This is a genomic window from Dasania sp. GY-MA-18 (assembly GCF_024734385.1).
Taxonomy (GTDB): domain Bacteria; phylum Pseudomonadota; class Gammaproteobacteria; order Pseudomonadales; family Dasaniaceae; genus Dasania; species Dasania phycosphaerae.
On sequence record NZ_JANHAP010000015.1, the window covers coordinates 1 to 17,505 of the forward strand.

A 17,505-nucleotide genomic window follows, 5' to 3' on the forward strand; every position below is an offset into this window, starting at 1 on the left:
ATATCTATAACACGATGAGGCCGCACTTGAGCCTGGGGATGAGAACCCCCGAAGAGGTGCACAAAAAAGCGGCTGCCTAAGGCAGCCGCTACAATCAAAAACCGTCAACGTATTTTAGGACGGGACAGCGCTATCGCTGGAAAGAGCCACTGTTCGAAAATTTGTGCTCACAGCACAAATTTCTACGAGCCGCATAGCGGCGAAGCCCGTAGGGTCAAAACAGCCTTCAGCTGTTTTGATTAATCCACTCCCCTAACCAAAGCCCACACTCTGAACAAGGTAGATATTTTTTGTCTGGCATGATCGCTGGAGAGAGCCACTGTTCGACCAATTTTGCCTACGGCAAAATTGGGACGCCTGCTTTCAAAAGGCGCCCGCAGGGCTGAAATAGCCTAAAGCTATTTCAGTCAATCCACTCCCCCAACCAAAGCCACAGCCTTAAATAGCTGAGCCTTTTTTATTTCAACAATACCGCCTCGGAGAGCACTTACTTAAACCATATATCTTCAATACTTTGTCATACCCACAGCACTCACTACGCTCATGGAGCAGCCCCTAACGTCAAAAGCCGATATCCATATTTATCAGCTGGATTCCGGCTCAGTGACCCACTAGTGTCCGGTTAAATTACTATTCCGGTCATGCCGGGCTCCGGCCCGGCATCCACGAAAACTGAAATATCCTAGCAATCCTCAGCATGTGATTAGAATGCTCTATCAAAATAGTTATTTTTTAAAAGCCTGCGTTAGATACATGCTCCGAATTTCGTAAGCCTATGGGTACCGGCTCAAGGCCGGCAGAGCCTACCCCGCGAGCATCGCGAGTGCTTTGGGCACGACAGCCTGAAAGTGAGTCATAAATCTAAGCGGCGTGCATTCTATTTCCTATTTATAACGTCAAATACATACCAATACGATTTTAACCGGACACTAGTGGGCTCAGTGACCAGAATGACTCATTAAGTAAACACCATTCAACTCCCCACCCTTTGAAAATATTGACAAAGCGCCACACTACGCGTAAATTTCGCGCCTCTACACAGAGCTAATATGTTCTGACTATCTGCCCAGATGGTGAAATTGGTAGACACGCCAGCTTCAGGTGCTGGTGCTCGCAAGGGCGTGGAGGTTCAAGTCCTCTTCTGGGCACCATATATTAAAAAAGCCGATCATTGTGATCGGCTTTTTTGCTTTTGCTAGCTTATTTTTGTTTAACAGCAATACGGTCGACACTAATCAAATACGTACGCCGCCACTGCCCCACACACCGTCATCACAAATAAAAACCACTTCAAAGTAGAAGGCTTAGCGCTAATCGCAAACTTAACGGCCACATGCGCACCTATCATGGTGCCCAGCGCCAACACTAAGCCTGGCGCCCACCAAATTAAGCCTTGGAAAATAAACACCAATAAAGCCATACCCGTAAACACGGCAACACATACCACTTTCAAAGCATTGGTACGCACCAAGTCATAGCGCAGGCTACCCGCCAAAGCAGTAATTAAAATAAAACCAACACCGGCTTGTACAAAGCCGCCATAAAAGCCTGCCACGGTTAGCCACCACCAAGATGAAGGCGTCGCTTTGACTTTATTAGGGATTGTGCCTACAGGCGGTGAGATTACACTGGGCCTAAACAGCATGATCAAAGTCATGCTAATCATGGCGGTAAATAATAACGGTTTGAGAATTTCAGAGGGCGCATAGGCGGCAGCAATAGCACCTAAGCAACCACCCAGTATGGTGGGTACTAAGATAGGCCCTATGTCGTCGGTGGGCAGCTTTTTATGTTTTTTAAAACCCAGTAGAGCAACAATGTTTTGTAGAAAAACTCCCACCCTGTTGGTGGCATTCGCCACCTCGGGAGGCATACCCATAATCATTAGCGCTGGCAAAGTTAGGTTGGTACCGCCACCGGCCAGGGTATTTATCACCCCTGCTACTATGCCAGTGGCTATAAGAATAAGTGCATGTAGTAAACTAAAGTCCACCTTACCCCCAGCTCAAAATTTTGCTGTTACAATTTAACGCCTAGGTTTTTTGTTATCAGGCTTTTTCGCTTCAGTTCTTTTTACGGCTTGGCGCTTGATACGTTTTTTCCTATCGAATTTTTTCTGGCTAAGATCGCCCTGTTTTTCAGCATAGGGGTTTTCGCTAGATTTGAACTCTATGCGTATAGGGGTGCCCACTAAATCCAGCTGCCGGCGAAAGGTTTTTTCTAAATAACGCTGGTAGCTGGCAGGCACCTTGGCAGTTTGATTACCGTGAATAACAATAATCGGCGGATTAAAACCACCGGCATGGGCATAACGTAGTTTTATACGACGGCCATTGACCATAGGTGGCGCATGGTCGTAAACCGCTGCTTCTAATATTTGCGTGAGCTTATTGGTTTGTAACTTATTCGTAGAAGATCTATAGGCATTATCTATAGACTCATACAAATGCCCTACACCGGTGCCATGTAAGGCCGAAATAAAGTGTATTTCGGCAAAGTCTATAAACTGTAAGCGCCTGTCCAGCTCTGACTTAATACGATTTTTTTGGTCAGCATCAAGGCCATCCCATTTATTAATCGCCACAACCAAAGCTCGGCCTGCATCTATGCTGTGGCCTAGCAGGTGTAAATCCTGGTCAACTATGCCTTCGTGAGCATCTAATACCAGTATCACCACATTGGTGTCATCTATGGCTTTTAAAGCCTTAACAATAGAGAATTTTTCTACGGTTTCTTTAACATTTTTACGACGGCGCACACCGGCAGTATCGATTAAAGTGTAGTTAACCCCTTCGCGCTCATAGTCTATGTAAATGCTATCGCGGGTGGTGCCGGGGTGATCGTATACCACTACCCTCTCTTCGCCCAACATACGGTTAACCAAAGTAGACTTACCGACATTGGGGCGGCCCACTACGGCGATTTTTACACCGCGATCTTCATCTTCAGGCTCGGCCTCTTCTTCAGTTTGTGGAAAAAGCTCAAACACATCTTCCAAAAGCTGACGCACGCCCTTGCCATGGGTGGCGGTGGTAGGGTGAATTTTTTTAACCCCTAGGCTATAGAAATCAGCCATGGCCACATCGGGGTTCACACCATCAATTTTATTAGCCACATAAAAAACCGGCTTAGATATTTGCCGTAAATGATTAGCTAACAATTGATCGGAAGCGGTTAAGCCTGCGCGCGAATCCAGCATAAATAAAACCGCATCGGCCTCATCTATAGCCTGCATGGACTGGCCAGCCATCTCGGCATCTAAGCCCTCTTCATCGCCGGTAATACCGCCGGTATCTATAACTATAAAATGGCGGCTATCAAATTTAGCCTCACCATATTTTCTATCGCGAGTTAAACCGGGGAAGTTTGCTACCAAGGCATCACGCGTTTTAGTTAAACGATTAAATAATGTGGACTTACCCACATTTGGACGCCCAACTAAAGCGATTACAGGAACCATCTATTTTATTCCAACTAAGAGGAGAAAAAGCCTTTAGACTTTTTAACCAGACGATAGGCCGCAAGGGTACCGTCATTACTATAAACATAAAGCACATCGTTATGCACAATTAAGCGTGAGCGCAGGCCGTCGGAATCGACCTTTTCTCTAGCCACTAGGTGACCATCTAATTGTGAAAAGGCATGCAAATAACCTTCAAAATCACCCACTATAACGAAGTTACTTAGGGTTGCTGGCCCTGTTAACTGACGCCTAGCGAGCACGCTTTGCTCCCAACGTACGCCTTGGCCATTATTGGCAAAAGCGATAATGCTACCTTCTTGGTTAGCCACGTACACATTATTAAAGCCATAACCCATGCTGACATAGCTGGAGGCCTCACGTGACCATTTACGGCTGCCACTGGCTGGGTCTATGGCGGTAATCGCTCCCTGATAACTAACAGCGTATAAAGTACCGTCCTCCAGCAACAAGTCGCCATCAATATCAACGATGCGCTCTATCTCAGAGTTACCTGTACTGGCCGCTATACGTGCATCCCACAATACCGAACCGTTTTCAGCATTAAAGGCCACGACTTTGCCGTTGGCAAAACCCGCTGCTACTACGCCGCGCATATACAAAGGTGTACTAGTGCCGCGCAAAGTTAATACCGGCATAGTATTACGATAAGACCATACCCGCGCGCCAGTTTGTGCATTAAGCGCTAGCAGTTGATCATCCAAAGTTTGCACAAATACCAGTTGGCCATCGCCCGCTGGCGCGGCTAACACTTCGGCCTGCACATTTACTTTCCAAAGTTGCTTGCCATTTTTTTTGTTTAAGGCGATTACATCACCGGTTAAGGTACCGATAAAAACCGCATCGCCTACTATGCTAATAGCGCCGCTGACCTCTGCATCTACATCCACATCCCACAGCGAGTCGCCGTCTTTTAAATTAAAAGCTTCGACTTCACCATCAGCAGAGGCAACCACTATCATTTTGCCATCATGGGCAGGTCTTAGGCGATTATATAACTTGCCTTGGCCATCACCCACCGATTGGCTCCACAGCCGATCAAATTCCATTTCCTCTTTAAAATCGATTAACTCGGCAGGGCCTAACTCGTCTTCATCATCAAAAGAGCTACAGGCCGAAACCACTAATACACTAAATAGTAAAAGGAATTTTAATACTGCTTGCTGCATCATTTAGCTATACCCCTTCAGCAACTTTCAACTGCTGAATTTTTAGCTCTAGTAAATTGTTAGCACTGGCATTGGCTGTTGCAGTGGCTAAGGTTTTAGCTTGTAGGTAGGCATCTCTGGCAGCGGAGACATCACCTTGCGCCAGATAAATATCACCTTTTAGCTCTGTATATAAAGGTTTATAAGCTGATGCAGGTTGCGCCAACTCAGCCAAGGCCAAATCATATTTTTCGCTAGCTAACAACACTTTGGCTAAACGCAAATGCGCCTGCGCTTTAACTTCTTCTACCGGCGACTGGCTAAGCACCCAGCGCAACTCGGCTTCAGCATCGGTTAACTTACCGGCTTTAACGGCCAATTGTGCCTTATAAAGCGCTGCAAATTGCGCATAGGCAGTAGCTGAGTAATCATTCTTTAATATATCAGCCAAGTAATTAGCGCTAGCTATTTGCTCGTCATTTAATGGCGCTTGGTCTTTGGCCACTACATTTAATAAATTTTGGTAGGCAGCCGATGCGGCATAGTTAGTTTCTTGCTGCTGTTTTTGCCAACCCTGCCAGCCAAATACCGCGGCTAAGGCTAAGGCTATACCGGTAACGGTTGACTTGCCGTTTTCTTTCCACCATTTTTTTATGGCTTCAATTTGTTCTTCATCGCTTTGATAATCTGTGCTCATGGTTCTATACGTCCAATTTTATTCACAATTAAATTTTTAAGATAATTCAGCTGCCAGCTCGCTTGACAATAAAGCCGAAACCGCAGACTGCGCCAGTGTTTGTTGCTCTTTTTCAGCACGCAACCATTTAATATTCACTAGCCCCTGCTCGGCCTCGTCATCACCTAATACTAAGGCTATAGCCGCTCCGCTTTTATCGGCTTTTTTAAACTGGCTTTTAAAACTGCCACCACCACAATGGGTAATCAGTTTTAAATTGGGTAACTCGCTACGTAATTGTTCAGCCAGGGCTACTGCAGCCAATTTAGCTTTATCGCCGGCCACTACCACATATACATCGGGTCCAGCAGTTATGCTAGTGGGGATATTATCAGTCGCTTCTGATAGCAAACATAAGCGCTCTACCCCCATGGCAAATCCTATACCGGGCACAGGCTTACCACCTAATTGCTCAACCAAACCATCATAACGACCACCCGCACAAACCGTACCTTGGGCCCCTAGCTTATCGGTTACCCATTCAAACACAGTTTTATTGTAATAATCTAAACCCCGTACTAAACGCGGGTTGATGCGATAAGAGATGCCCGCCGCATCCAATAGGCCCGTTAACTCAGCAAAGTCTTGTTTGGACTGCTCGTCCAAATAGTCAGTTAATGAAGGCGCATCATTCAACAAGGCCTGAGTGCTTGCAGACTTACTATCTAAAATACGCAGTGGATTAGTGCCTAAACGCTTTACGCTATCTTCATCTAACTGGTCAACGCGAGCACTTAGGTAAGCCACTAAGGCCTCTTTGTAAGCAGCCCTGGCCTCTAGACTACCTATGCTGTTGAGCTCTAAAGTTAGCGCATCGCTAACACCTAATTGCTGCCATAAGCGCGCGGTTAAAATAATCATTTCAGCGTCTATATCGGCGCTGGCCATGCCAAAGCTCTCTACCCCAATTTGGTGGAACTGGCGCAGGCGACCTTTTTGGGGTTTTTCATAGCGAAACATAGGGCCGGCATACCACAGGCGCTGCACTTGTTGATTATCTAACAAGCCGTGCTGCAAACAGGCGCGCACACAGCAAGCAGTGCCCTCTGGGCGCAAGGTGATGCTTTCATCATTGCGGTCAGCAAAGGTATACATTTCTTTTTCGACTATATCCGTCACTTCACCAATAGAGCGTTTAAATAGCTCTGTTTGCTCGACGATAGGAAAACGTATTTCTTGATAACCATAACGGCCCAGCACATTGGCTACCGTTTGCTCTAAGTATTGCCACAGCGCCGATTCACTGGGTAGTAAATCGTTCATGCCGCGTATCGATTGAATTTTTTTTGCCAACTGTCTGTAACCTGTAAGAATTTGCGAAATTATTGCTTTGCGATTAAGTCTTTTTCGGCCTGCTCTTTTTTAGCGACCTTTGCACGTATCATGTCTTCTAAGTGATCGACTAGATTATCTTTTTCAATCTTGTGATCTTTTTTACCATCCACATAAATCAAATGCTTAGGTGTACCACCAGTTAAACCTATCTCGGCTTCTTTAGCTTCACCGGGGCCATTCACTATGCAACCTATCACCGCCACATCTAAAGGCGTGGTGACATCTTCTAGGCGGCTTTCCAATTCATTCATGGTAGCCACCACATCAAAGTTTTGCCGCGAACAGCTGGGGCAGGCAATAAAGTTAATGCCTTTGGTACGCAGTTTTAAACTTTTTAAAATTTCATAGCCCACTTTAATTTCTTCTACCGGATCGGCCGCTAAAGAAATACGAATGGTATCGCCTATGCCGTCCATTAACAGCATACCCAGGCCCACTGCAGATTTCACCGTGCCGCCGCGTAAGCCACCGGCTTCGGTAATACCTAGATGTAAGGGCTGCTCTATTTGCGCAGCAATTTTTCTATAGGCCGCAACCGCCATAAAGACATCGGAGGCTTTTACGCTGAGTTTAAAATCTTGAAAATCTAATTTATCGAGTATGTCTATATGGCGCATGGCCGACTCTACCAATGCGTCGGGGGTGGGCTCACCATATTTGCGCTGCAGCTCTTTTTCTAAAGAGCCCGCGTTAACGCCTATACGTATTGGGATATTTTTATCGCGGGCCGCATCTACTACTGCACGCACCTTGGCATCATTACCAATATTACCGGGGTTTATCCGTAGGCAATCAACACCATATTCAGCCACTTTTAGGGCGATTTTATAATCAAAGTGTATATCGGCCACTAAGGGTACGTTAACCTGCTCGCGTATTTTCTTAAACGCTTCGGCGGCTTCCATGCTAGGTACAGATACCCGCACGATATCGGCACAGGCATCTTCCAAGGCTTTAATCTGCCCTACCGTAGCAGCCACATCACAGGTATCTGTGTTGGTCATGCTTTGCACTGATATAGGCGCATCGCCACCTACGGCCACGTCACCTACGTAAATTTTTCTAGACTTGCGCCTAACTATGGGCGATTCAAATTTCATCGCTATGACCTACCTACCACTAAACGCGCAGCTTGCGTGCGCGTATTTGTATTAATTTCTACCGCCTCACCGTTGTAGCGCAAGGCTACGGCGGGTGCATAACCCAGTATGATATTAAACGGCGCGGCACCTTCAACAAGCACTTGATCACCCTTGCGCTTTAAGTCAGCGACTAGGGTTTTACCCTCGGCGTCTTTAATTTCTACCCAGCACTCAGCGCTAAAATTTAGCTCTAGCTGATGCTCTGGTAGCACACTAACTGCTTCGGCAATAATAGAGTCTACATCCAGCTCGGCGGCTATAGCTGGTTCGGCCTCGGCCGTTAATAAAGGTTCAACGGCTACAACCGGGTTTTCTGCAGCGCTGTTCACAGGCGCCAATGCTGCATCGCTAGCCTCGTTCGGTTGCACCTGGGCATTGGCGTTTAAGCCGGCATCTTCTATTTCGGCTAGTGGTGTTGCTGCTGGCGCATTATCGCTAGCGGCTTGCTCGCGATTGTCTAGCCACAAACCCACAATTACCACTAGCACCGCCACAATACCCAAGTAACGTTTTTTACAGGGCAGGTGTACCGGTTTGGGACGATTAATAATAGGTGCTGCACGCTCTACAAAATGCTCTTGCTGATACTGGGCTAACAAGGCTTGAGTATCCACCCCCAACAACTGAGCATAGTTACGCAGATAAGAGCGTATAAAAACATCGGCTTTAAAGCAGGAAAAATTCTCTTGCTCTAAGGCTTCTATTTGATAAGCCATGATGCGTAGGCTATCGGCCGCAGCACTGGTGCTTAAGCCTTTCTTCTCGCGCGCCTTGCGCAACTGCTCACCTATAGATTCACGCACTAACTCGTCAATCATACCGCTCACTTCTTGATTAACTTCCATGTAAAAACTCTTGTTTATAATCTAAATATTGTTGTGAGCGCGGGTATAAGTTTTTTAAAGCCAAACCATAACTGGATATGGCATGCTTATCGTCAAACTGCTTGGCTAAACGCGCGCCTAGTAACAACGCAGTAGCCGATTTCGATTTAACCTTGCTGCCATAGCTGTCGTAATAACGCTGCGATAGCGCAAACTGCCCTAGGCGATAATAAACATCAGCCATTTGTAAAATAAGTGCAGGGTGATGTCTGTCGCTCATTAAATAAGCGGTGCGAAAACTTTGCTCGGCATCTTCGTAGCGCATCATGGAGTAGTAACAGCGCCCCAAATTAATAAAGGCCGTTTGACGGCGCTCATACAAAGTATCCTTTACTACCACTTCTAACTGCTCAGCGGCTTCGCTATAACGCTGTAAGGTGTATAAAAACGAAGCGTAGTTCAACCTGGCCCGTGATAGTGATCGATCCAAGTCTATGGCTTCTTTAAAATGTTTTTCAGCGCGTTCGAATTCACCGGTATTTTGGAATACCAGAGCCAGTGCCTCATGCACTTCCGCCGAGTCTTCGTCCAGCTCTAGGGCATTTTTTAAATGTCTCTTCGCCAGCTCCCATTTGCGCTCTGAGATATAACGCTTGGCGAGTTGAATACTGTACTCCAGTGCTTTTTTATCATCCGTTTTTTCGGTAAACATGCCGGTTTCGGTGGTAACACAACCCACTAGCAACAATGCCAAAAGCGTATGCGTGATAACACTGCGAATAATGACTAAGGTTTTATTATTATCTGTATTCATAGTATTTTTTGCTTAATTAATAATTCTGACCGGCGCTTCTTCATTGGCTAAACTCGCCTTGTAGCGTTCGCTACGTTTGGTGCGATCGGCCACCTGCCCCACTAGTTGCCCACAGGCGGCGTCTATATCATCGCCGCGGGTAGTTCTAACTGTAGTCACAAAACCGGCATCAGTCATTACTTGCCAAAAACGCTGTATGGCGTTTTTGCTAGGACGCTGATAATCCGACTGCGGAAACGGGTTAAAGGGAATTAAATTCACCTTACAGGGGAAATCTTTTAATACTATGGCCAGTTCTTTGGCCTGTTCCACGCTGTCGTTAATGCCAGCCATTAGAGTGTACTCTATAGTCACCACCCTATGGGTATCAGTTTGCTTGGCTATATATCGACGGCAGGCGTCCAATAAAGTTTCAATATTGTATTTGCGATTAATGGGCACTAGCTCATTGCGCAATTCATCATTGGGGGCGTGCAATGAAATGGCCAGTGAAGCGGTACAAACATCACCCAGCTTATCCAGCGCAGGCACTACCCCTGAGGTACTTAGGGTCACGCGGCGCTTAGAAATGCCGTAACCCAAGTCATCCATCATTAAATTAACAGCAGCCACTACATTATCGAAGTTAAGCAGCGGCTCGCCCATGCCCATCATCACCACATTGGTGACTACGCGTTTTTCGGTAGAGGGAAAGGCATCGTAAGATTTTATTGCCAACCAGACCTGGCCTATGATTTCAGCGGCGGTTAAATCGCGCTGAAAGCCCTGTTTGCCGGTGGAGCAAAAGCTGCAATCCAGGCTGCAACCTACCTGTGATGAAACGCAGAGGGTAGCTCTGTCGCCATCGGGAATTAATACAGTCTCAACTAAACCGCCACCCTCAACGCGTATGGCCCATTTACGGGTACCGTCTTTAGAGTCGGCTTGCGTGACTATTTCGGGGGGGCGTACTTCCGCGCAGGCTTTTAAGCGTTCGCGGAAGACTTTGCTGATATCGGTCATGGCATCAAAATCATTGATGCCACGGTGGTGTATCCACTTCATCATTTGCTGGGCGCGAAAAGGCTTTTCGCCCATGGATAACAAAAACTCTGTCATCTGCGCACGGGATAAGCCCAGCAAATTAATCTTGGCCTGCTCAGGCTCAGCACCCGCTTTGGCACTAGCATCGACAACTACAGGCGTTACAGATTCAGACATGGTTACACCACTCAATATTAGCTAAACCGGCTTAAGCGCGGTCGCAAATGTCGCTAGCTGCGAAGAAGTAAGCAATTTCGCGTGCTGCTGATTCAGGCGCATCAGAACCGTGTACGGCGTTAGCGTCTATAGATTCAGCGAAGTCAGCGCGTATAGTGCCCGCTTCTGCTTCTTGAGGGTTAGTAGCACCCATCAACTCACGGTTTTTTAATACTGCATTTTCGCCTTCTAACACTTGCACCATTACGGGGCCAGAAGTCATAAATTCGATTAAAGCGGGGAAGAAAGGACGACCTTTATGCTCGGCGTAAAAGCCTTCTGCTTGCTCGCGGCTTAAACGCAACATTTTTGATGCAACCACTTTTAAGCCATTCTTTTCAAAACGGCTGTATATTTCACCAATGACGTTTTTAGCTACGGCGTCTGGTTTTACGATAGAGAAAGTACGTTCTAGTGCCATTAAGGCCTCCCAAATATTCAATAAGAACAATCAATAATAAAGCTGTGGGCCAGCATCCGGCCGGGCCCAATAATAAAGCCCGCAGATTATACGCGGATTTGCCAGTGATTAGTATGCAAAGCCCGCTATAAATAGGGCTTAAATAGGAAAAAGCAGCCACCAGAGCGACTGCCATCAAGACCAACGCCTATGCGGCTACTGTCGCCTTGGCTATCGCTTGAATTTTGGCCACGATAGCTCTTAAACCGTTGCCTCTAGTGGGGCTTAAGTGGCGCTCTAAATCCAACTTTTGGAAATAGCTATCCACGTCAAAAGCTACTATGTCTTCGGGGCTTTTACCCGAATAGGCCGCCATCACCACTGCCAGCAGGCCACGCACAATATGGGCGTCGCTATCGACCACAAAATGCAGTACATCGTCCTGCAAATCCACATCTATCCACACGCTGCTTTGGCAACCCTTGACCAGACGCTCGGGGGTACGCAGGCTCTCATCCATAGCCGGCAGGGCCTTGCCTAAATCGATGATGTACTTGTAGCGCTCTTCCCAATCATCGAAGAATTCCAAGTCCTCTAAAATTTCATCTGTACTGGGCAAAGCCATAACTACACTCTTACATTGACATTTAGCGCCTAGCATAAGCGCTTGTTATTACAGGGGTTTTCAGGTTACTAGAAAAACATACCGGTTTCTAGCTGGGCCTCTTCCGACATCATTTCTTTGGACCAGGGCGGATCAAACACCAGCTCCACATTGACGGTTTTCACATTAGGCACGATGGCGACGCGATATTCCACATCCCCCACCAATACCGGCCCCATGCCACAACCGGGGGCGGTTAGGGTCATTTGTATATCGACTCGGCCTGCCTCTTGATCAATGCTCACGCCGTAGACCAAGCCCAATGACAGCAGGCTCACGGGTATCTCAGGGTCAAAAATACTGTCCAACGCCTGCCACACATAATCTTCGTTAATCAGGCCAGAGCCATCGTCTTCAAAGTGCAACTGCTCGGGCTCATAGCCTATGGCTGAGGCATCAGTGCCATCTATGCGCAGCATATTGCCCTGCCAGGTTACTGTGTAATTACCACCTAGGGTTTGGTTAATGGTAACAAACTGGCCGCCGGGGATAATCACCTTGTCACCAGAAGGCACACGTCGCGCGGGGCAATCGTGCTTGGTGACTGTCATGTTTTGTTGCATAGGGCTATAACCTGAACTTGAACCTGAAAACGCTTACTCGCTAACGCTAAAGCTTTCGCCGCAGCCACACTCGGCAACAACATTGGGATTGTTAAACTTAACCACCTGATTGACCCCCTCGGTTACTAGGTCTATCTCAGTGCCACGCAATAAGGCTAGTGCCTTGCCATCTACCGCCAAGGTAATCGCATCCGCAGGGGTTAATATCTCATCCCCTTCTTGTGGTCCGTCCACCAAGTCCAATACATAGGCGTAACCGGTACAACCACTGGTTTTGGTGCTTAAACGGATAATCTTGTCGCCAGCTTGGGCTATTTTTTGGCCAAAGTGCTGGGCCGCAGCGGCTGTCATCGTCACCGCCTGCGCATTGGGATCAAAACTCGCTACTGTCATTTCATCTCTCCACTCACCTTTTTTTATTAGGCGAGCATCATTTTAACCTTGCTTAAACCGGCGAACAGGGCGTCCACTTCAGCCAAGGTGTTGTATATAGAAAACGAAGCCCTAGCTGTACCCGGCACACCTAAGCGCCCCATTAAAGGCTCGGCGCAGTGATGGCCGGTGCGTATGGCTATGCCCTGCCTATCCAGTAAAAACCCTATGTCTGCCGGGTGCCCGGCATCCATTACAAAGCTGAGCACACCCATTTTCTGCTGAGCGCTACCCACTATGCGTAAACCTTCAAAAGCTTCGGCCTGCTCGGTGGCACTGGCTAGCAGGGCCGCCTCGTGTGCGGCCAGTGCGGCCATATCTAAAGCCATAAACCAGCGTATTGCCTCACCGGTAGCAATCACCCCGGCTATATGGGGTGTGCCAGCCTCTAGGCGATAGGGCAATACATTCCACTGCGCGTCCTGGTAGCTGACCGAGCTAATCATCTCGCCGCCCACCTGCCATACTGGCCAGCTCGCTAATAGCTCCTGCCTGCCCCACAACACGCCCACCCCAGTGGGGCCAAAAAGCTTATGAGCGGAGAAAGCGTAAAAATCGCAGCCTAACTCCTGCACATTAACCGGGCCGTGCGCTATACCCTGGGCACCATCTACCAACACCAAGGCATTAACTGCCTTGGCCTTAGCGATTAGACTTTTAATCGGGTTTAAGGTGCCCAAAGCATTAGACACCTGCGGAAAGGCGACAAACTTGGTATTGCTATTAAGCAACTGCTCGTAGGCATCCAGCATTAACTCACCGGCGTCATTAATGGGCGCGATTTTTAAGCTCGCCCCTGCCCGCTTACAAGCCTGCTGCCAAGTAATTAGATTGGCGTGGTGCTCCATCTCGGTCACCAACACTTCATCACCGGGCTTAAGCATTTGCCCTAAACCATTGGCGACGATATTGATGGCTTCGGTGGTGCCCCCCGTCCAGATAACTTCTTCCCGCGCGTTGGCCTGTAAAAACTCGGCCACGGTATCGCGTGCGCCCTCGTATAAACGGGTAGCCTCATCGGCCAAGCGGTGAGCGCCACGGTGCACATTAGAGTTACAAGTGCTGTAGTAATTAACTATGGCGTCTATGACACACTGCGGCTTTTGCGTGGTGGCGGCATTATCTAAATAAACCAGCGGCTGACCATCAATTTGTCGCGACAAAATAGGAAACTGCTCACGTATGGCATTTACATCAAAACTCATCATCGCGGCCTGTTTAGTTTACTTCCATTTTGGCAAAGCGCTGGCGCAATTGCGGGCGCAACCATTCTGCCAATGCAGCATTGGGCATTTGATCAACCAATTCATTAATAAAACCAAAGTTGAGCATCACCTGCGCCTGCGCGCGATCAACACCGCGCGACTGCATATAGTACAGGGCTTTTTTATCTATCTCGGCAATGGTGGCACCGTGAGCACAGCGCACATCATCGGCGTAAATTTCTAGCTCGGGCTTGGTGTTAATCACAGCTTTGTTAGACATTAACAAATTGCGATTATTTAATTCTGCCAAGGTTTTTTGCGCATCGCGGTGTATATGTATACGGCCATTAAACACGGCTGTTGCACTATCACCCACTATGCCACGCACGTTTTCTTCGGTAGTGCCGTGGGGCTGAGCGTGTTCTATGGTGCTGTGCAAATCAAATAACTCTTCGCCATCCAATAAGTAAATAGCATTGAGTTTGGCAAAGGCGTGCTCGCCACCGTGAGTTACATCTACATCCAACCGCGACAGGCTGCTACCAAAACCAACCAAAGTGCTGTTGAGCTGTGAACGGTTAGCCAACTGAAAATGGCTACCCCCTACACTCATGGCCTTATCGGTTTGCAGGGCAAATCGGTAGTGCTCTAGGCTGGCGTCGTCGGCTATATCATATTCAGCAAAGGCGGTGTTAAAACTATAGGCATCGCCTATGGTTTGCTCTACCACGGTTAGCGAGGCTTGTTGCGCCACACGCACCAGCACCCGGTTATGCGCTTCGGCATTTTCGCTAAGTTGATTAACAATGCGCACCGGCGCCGTAATCTTCGCACTCGCTGCTACATCTATAATCACACCCTCGGTGGCTAAGGCATCGTTAACCAAACCAAATAAATGGCGGCTGGGCTTGATGGCCGCAAAGGCCTGCAAAGCCCAAGTTTTATCAGCCTCACTCACGTCTGCTAGCTGGGTAATGTGTAAGCCTTGTGGCAAGTTCGCAGTGGATTGCTCGGCAGCAAAACGACCATTAATAAAAACCAAGTCTATAGATTCTAAGCCAGCAATTGCCGTTACCGCCGCCTCGACATCAGCCGGTGCTGCAAACTGGGCGTTTTCCACCGCTCTTAAAGGGGTGTACTTCCACGCCTCGGTTTTACGATTAGGCCATTTGGCATCACGCAACAAAGCCAGTGACTGTTCACGCTTGGGGCTAAGCCAGTCATCAACAGACTGGGCTCGGCTCAATACTGTATTTAACCACTCACTCATACTTGTAAACCTTCGGCATCATCTTCTGGCTGTTTGTTTAACCAAGCATAACCCTGCTCTTCCAGCTCTAAAGCTAAAGAAGCATCGCCACTTTTCACAATTTTGCCGTCGGATAATACGTGTACAAAATCAGGCTTAATATAATCCAGTAAGCGCTGATAGTGAGTTACTACTATAAAACCGCGGTCGGGTGAGCGTAAGCTGTTCACCCCTTTGGCTACCACTTGCAGGGCATCTATATCCAAGCCTGAGTCAGACTCATCCAAGATGCATAACTTGGGCTGTAGCAATAACATTTGTAAAATTTCGTTGCGTTTTTTCTCGCCGCCGGAGAAACCTTCATTCACGCCGCGCTTTAAAAACTCTATAGGCAGGTTTACTTGTTTGCTGGCTTCTCTGGCCATTTTTAAAAACTCGGCTGAGCTTAGCGCCTCTTCACCACGGGCTTCACGCTGCGCATCCACAGCTGCCTTTAAAAATTCCAAGTTGCTTACACCGGGAATTTCCACGGGGTACTGAAAGGCTAAAAACAAACCGGCTTTGGCGCGCTCTTCTATATCCATATCCAACAGGTCAGCGCCCTGTAAGCTGGCACTACCGTCTTGTACGCTATAACCTTCACGGCCAGACAGCACATAACCCAAGGTACTTTTACCGGCACCGTTAGGTCCCATAATGGCATGAACTTCGCCAGGCTTAACCTCAAGGTTTAAGCCTTTAAGAATTTGCTTTTCTTCAACACTGGCATGTAAATTTTTAATTGATAACATTGTCATTCCTAAATCTGTAATAAGCGGCTTAACCCACCGAACCTTCAAGGCTAATCTCTAATAACTTGCCCGCCTCTACAGCGAACTCCATAGGCAATTCTTTAAATACTTCTTTGCAAAAACCATTAACTATCATGGACACCGCTTTCTCGGCATCTAGGCCGCGCTGCTGGCATAAAAACATTTGATCATCACTCACCTTAGAGGTGGTCGCCTCATGCTCTACGATGGCGGTGGGATTGCGGCTTTCCACATAGGGAAAGGTGTGCGCGCCGCACTTATCACCAATTAACAGCGAGTCACACTGGGTAAAATTACGCGCGCCTTCTGCACCGGGGTTCATGCGCACTAAACCGCGGTAACTATTGTTACTGCGCCCCGCCGAAATACCTTTAGAGATAATGGTGGACTTAGTATTTTTACCCAGATGTATCATCTTGGTACCTGTATCGGCTTGCTGCATGCCGCGGGTTAAGGCCACTGAGTAAAACTCACCTACGCTATTATCGCCGCGTAAAATACAGCTGGGGTATTTCCAGGTTACTGCCGAACCGGTCTCTACTTGAGTCCAAGAAATTTTGGCATTTTTATGGCAAACTCCGCGCTTGGTTACAAAGTTATAAATACCACCCTTGCCCTCTTCATCACCGGGGTACCAGTTTTGCACGGTAGAGTATTTGATTTCGGCATCGTCTAAGCAAACCAACTCCACCACCGCGGCGTGCAATTGATTTTCATCGCGCTGCGGCGCAGTACAACCCTCTAGGTAACTTACATGGCTACCTTCATCGGCAATAATCAAGGTACGCTCAAACTGACCGGTGTTCATTTCGTTAATGCGGAAGTAGGTCGATAACTCCATGGGGCAGCGTGTGCCTTTGGGTATGTACACAAAAGAACCGTCAGTAAATACAGCGCAGTTTAAGGCGGCAAAGTAATTATCTTTTTGCGGCACCACACTGCCTAAGTATTTTTTAACCAGCTCGGGGTATTCCTGTATGGCTTCAGAGATGGGGCAAAAGATAACGCCCGACTCGGCCAGTTTTTCGCGAAAGGTGGTGATTACAGAAACCGAATCATAAACCACATCCACCGCCACACCGGCCAGCATTTGCTGCTCTAATAAAGGTATGCCTAATTTCTCGTAGGTAGCCAGCAACTCTGGATCCACATCATCCAAAGACTTGGGCCTATCGGCCAAGCTTTTAGGGGCGGAGTAGTAGGAGATAGCCTGAAAATCTATCTTGGGATATTGCACATGCGCCCAGTCTGGCTCTTCCATTTCCAACCAACTGGCATAGGCTTTTAGACGCCACTCTAGCATCCACTCGGGCTCTTTTTTCATCGCCGAGATACGACGAATCACATCCTCGTTTAAACCCGGTGCAAAGGTTTCTGACTCTATGTCGGAAACAAAACCCGCTTCGTATTCGCGCGCTAACGCTCTGTTAATTTCTTCAGTCATAATACTTCTCTATAGCT

The 17,505-nt window shown here is 47.7% G+C and carries 17 protein-coding genes and 1 tRNA gene; 1 reads left to right on the plus strand and 17 read right to left on the minus strand.

What is annotated here, in order from left to right:
* Positions 1–1,064: 1,064 nt before the first annotated feature.
* Positions 1,065–1,151: transfer RNA gene (locus tag NO559_RS15365), tRNA-Leu, on the plus strand.
* A gap of 80 nt (positions 1,152–1,231) precedes the next feature.
* Here the strand turns inward: NO559_RS15365 and NO559_RS15370 are convergent.
* The 17 genes from NO559_RS15370 to sufB form a co-directional block, all read right to left on the minus strand.
* On the minus strand, positions 1,232–1,993 hold the full coding sequence (locus NO559_RS15370; protein ID WP_258332764.1) for a sulfite exporter TauE/SafE family protein: 762 nt from the start codon (positions 1,991–1,993) through the stop codon (positions 1,232–1,234).
* A gap of 33 nt (positions 1,994–2,026) precedes the next feature.
* Entirely contained in the window at positions 2,027–3,460 is a 1,434-nt protein-coding gene (gene der / locus NO559_RS15375) for a ribosome biogenesis GTPase Der (protein WP_258332765.1), read from the minus strand.
* A gap of 14 nt (positions 3,461–3,474) precedes the next feature.
* Positions 3,475–4,653 carry an outer membrane protein assembly factor BamB gene (gene bamB / locus NO559_RS15380; protein WP_258332766.1) on the minus strand — a complete coding sequence of 393 codons (1,179 nt, stop codon included), beginning with the start codon at positions 4,651–4,653 and terminating at the stop codon, positions 3,475–3,477.
* Between the two features lie 4 nt (positions 4,654–4,657).
* Complete coding sequence (locus NO559_RS15385) at positions 4,658–5,326, minus strand: tetratricopeptide repeat protein (RefSeq protein WP_258332767.1); 669 nt, start codon at positions 5,324–5,326, stop codon at positions 4,658–4,660.
* 36 nt (positions 5,327–5,362) lie between these two features.
* On the minus strand, positions 5,363–6,658 hold the full coding sequence (hisS, locus tag NO559_RS15390) for a histidine--tRNA ligase (protein WP_258332768.1): 1,296 nt from the start codon (positions 6,656–6,658) through the stop codon (positions 5,363–5,365).
* Between the two features lie 29 nt (positions 6,659–6,687).
* The gene (gene ispG, locus NO559_RS15395; RefSeq protein ID WP_258332769.1) at positions 6,688–7,800 is read right to left on the minus strand and encodes a flavodoxin-dependent (E)-4-hydroxy-3-methylbut-2-enyl-diphosphate synthase; all 1,113 of its coding nucleotides are present in this window, start codon (positions 7,798–7,800) and stop codon (positions 6,688–6,690) included.
* Between the two features lie 2 nt (positions 7,801–7,802).
* The gene (locus NO559_RS15400) at positions 7,803–8,687 is read right to left on the minus strand and encodes a RodZ domain-containing protein (protein ID WP_258332770.1); all 885 of its coding nucleotides are present in this window, start codon (positions 8,685–8,687) and stop codon (positions 7,803–7,805) included.
* Positions 8,677–9,480 carry a type IV pilus biogenesis/stability protein PilW gene (pilW, locus tag NO559_RS15405; RefSeq protein ID WP_258332771.1) on the minus strand — a complete coding sequence of 268 codons (804 nt, stop codon included), beginning with the start codon at positions 9,478–9,480 and terminating at the stop codon, positions 8,677–8,679. Before pilW ends, NO559_RS15400 begins: the two co-directional genes overlap by 11 nt.
* A 12-nt stretch (positions 9,481–9,492) precedes the next feature.
* Positions 9,493–10,680 (minus strand): 23S rRNA (adenine(2503)-C(2))-methyltransferase RlmN, encoded by a 1,188-nt coding sequence (gene rlmN, locus NO559_RS15410; RefSeq protein ID WP_258332772.1) that lies wholly within the window; start codon positions 10,678–10,680, stop codon positions 9,493–9,495.
* Between the two features lie 31 nt (positions 10,681–10,711).
* Complete coding sequence (gene ndk, locus NO559_RS15415) at positions 10,712–11,140, minus strand: nucleoside-diphosphate kinase (RefSeq protein WP_258332773.1); 429 nt, start codon at positions 11,138–11,140, stop codon at positions 10,712–10,714.
* Between the two features lie 187 nt (positions 11,141–11,327).
* Entirely contained in the window at positions 11,328–11,744 is a 417-nt protein-coding gene (locus NO559_RS15420; protein WP_258332774.1) for a SufE family protein, read from the minus strand.
* 68 nt (positions 11,745–11,812) lie between these two features.
* A complete protein-coding gene (sufT, locus tag NO559_RS15425) occupies positions 11,813–12,346 on the minus strand; it encodes a putative Fe-S cluster assembly protein SufT (protein WP_258332775.1) in 534 nt (177 codons plus the stop codon).
* A gap of 33 nt (positions 12,347–12,379) precedes the next feature.
* The gene (locus tag NO559_RS15430) at positions 12,380–12,739 is read right to left on the minus strand and encodes an iron-sulfur cluster assembly accessory protein (protein ID WP_258332777.1); all 360 of its coding nucleotides are present in this window, start codon (positions 12,737–12,739) and stop codon (positions 12,380–12,382) included.
* Between the two features lie 26 nt (positions 12,740–12,765).
* Positions 12,766–13,983 (minus strand): aminotransferase class V-fold PLP-dependent enzyme, encoded by a 1,218-nt coding sequence (locus NO559_RS15435; protein WP_258332778.1) that lies wholly within the window; start codon positions 13,981–13,983, stop codon positions 12,766–12,768.
* 13 nt (positions 13,984–13,996) lie between these two features.
* On the minus strand, positions 13,997–15,253 hold the full coding sequence (gene sufD / locus NO559_RS15440) for a Fe-S cluster assembly protein SufD (RefSeq protein WP_258332779.1): 1,257 nt from the start codon (positions 15,251–15,253) through the stop codon (positions 13,997–13,999).
* Positions 15,250–16,023: a Fe-S cluster assembly ATPase SufC gene (sufC, locus tag NO559_RS15445; RefSeq protein WP_309149084.1), complete on the minus strand. Its 774-nt coding sequence runs from the start codon at positions 16,021–16,023 to the stop codon at positions 15,250–15,252. Before sufC ends, sufD begins: the two co-directional genes overlap by 4 nt.
* 28 nt (positions 16,024–16,051) lie before the next feature.
* Complete coding sequence (sufB, locus tag NO559_RS15450) at positions 16,052–17,488, minus strand: Fe-S cluster assembly protein SufB (protein WP_258332781.1); 1,437 nt, start codon at positions 17,486–17,488, stop codon at positions 16,052–16,054.
* Positions 17,489–17,505 lie beyond the last annotated feature (17 nt).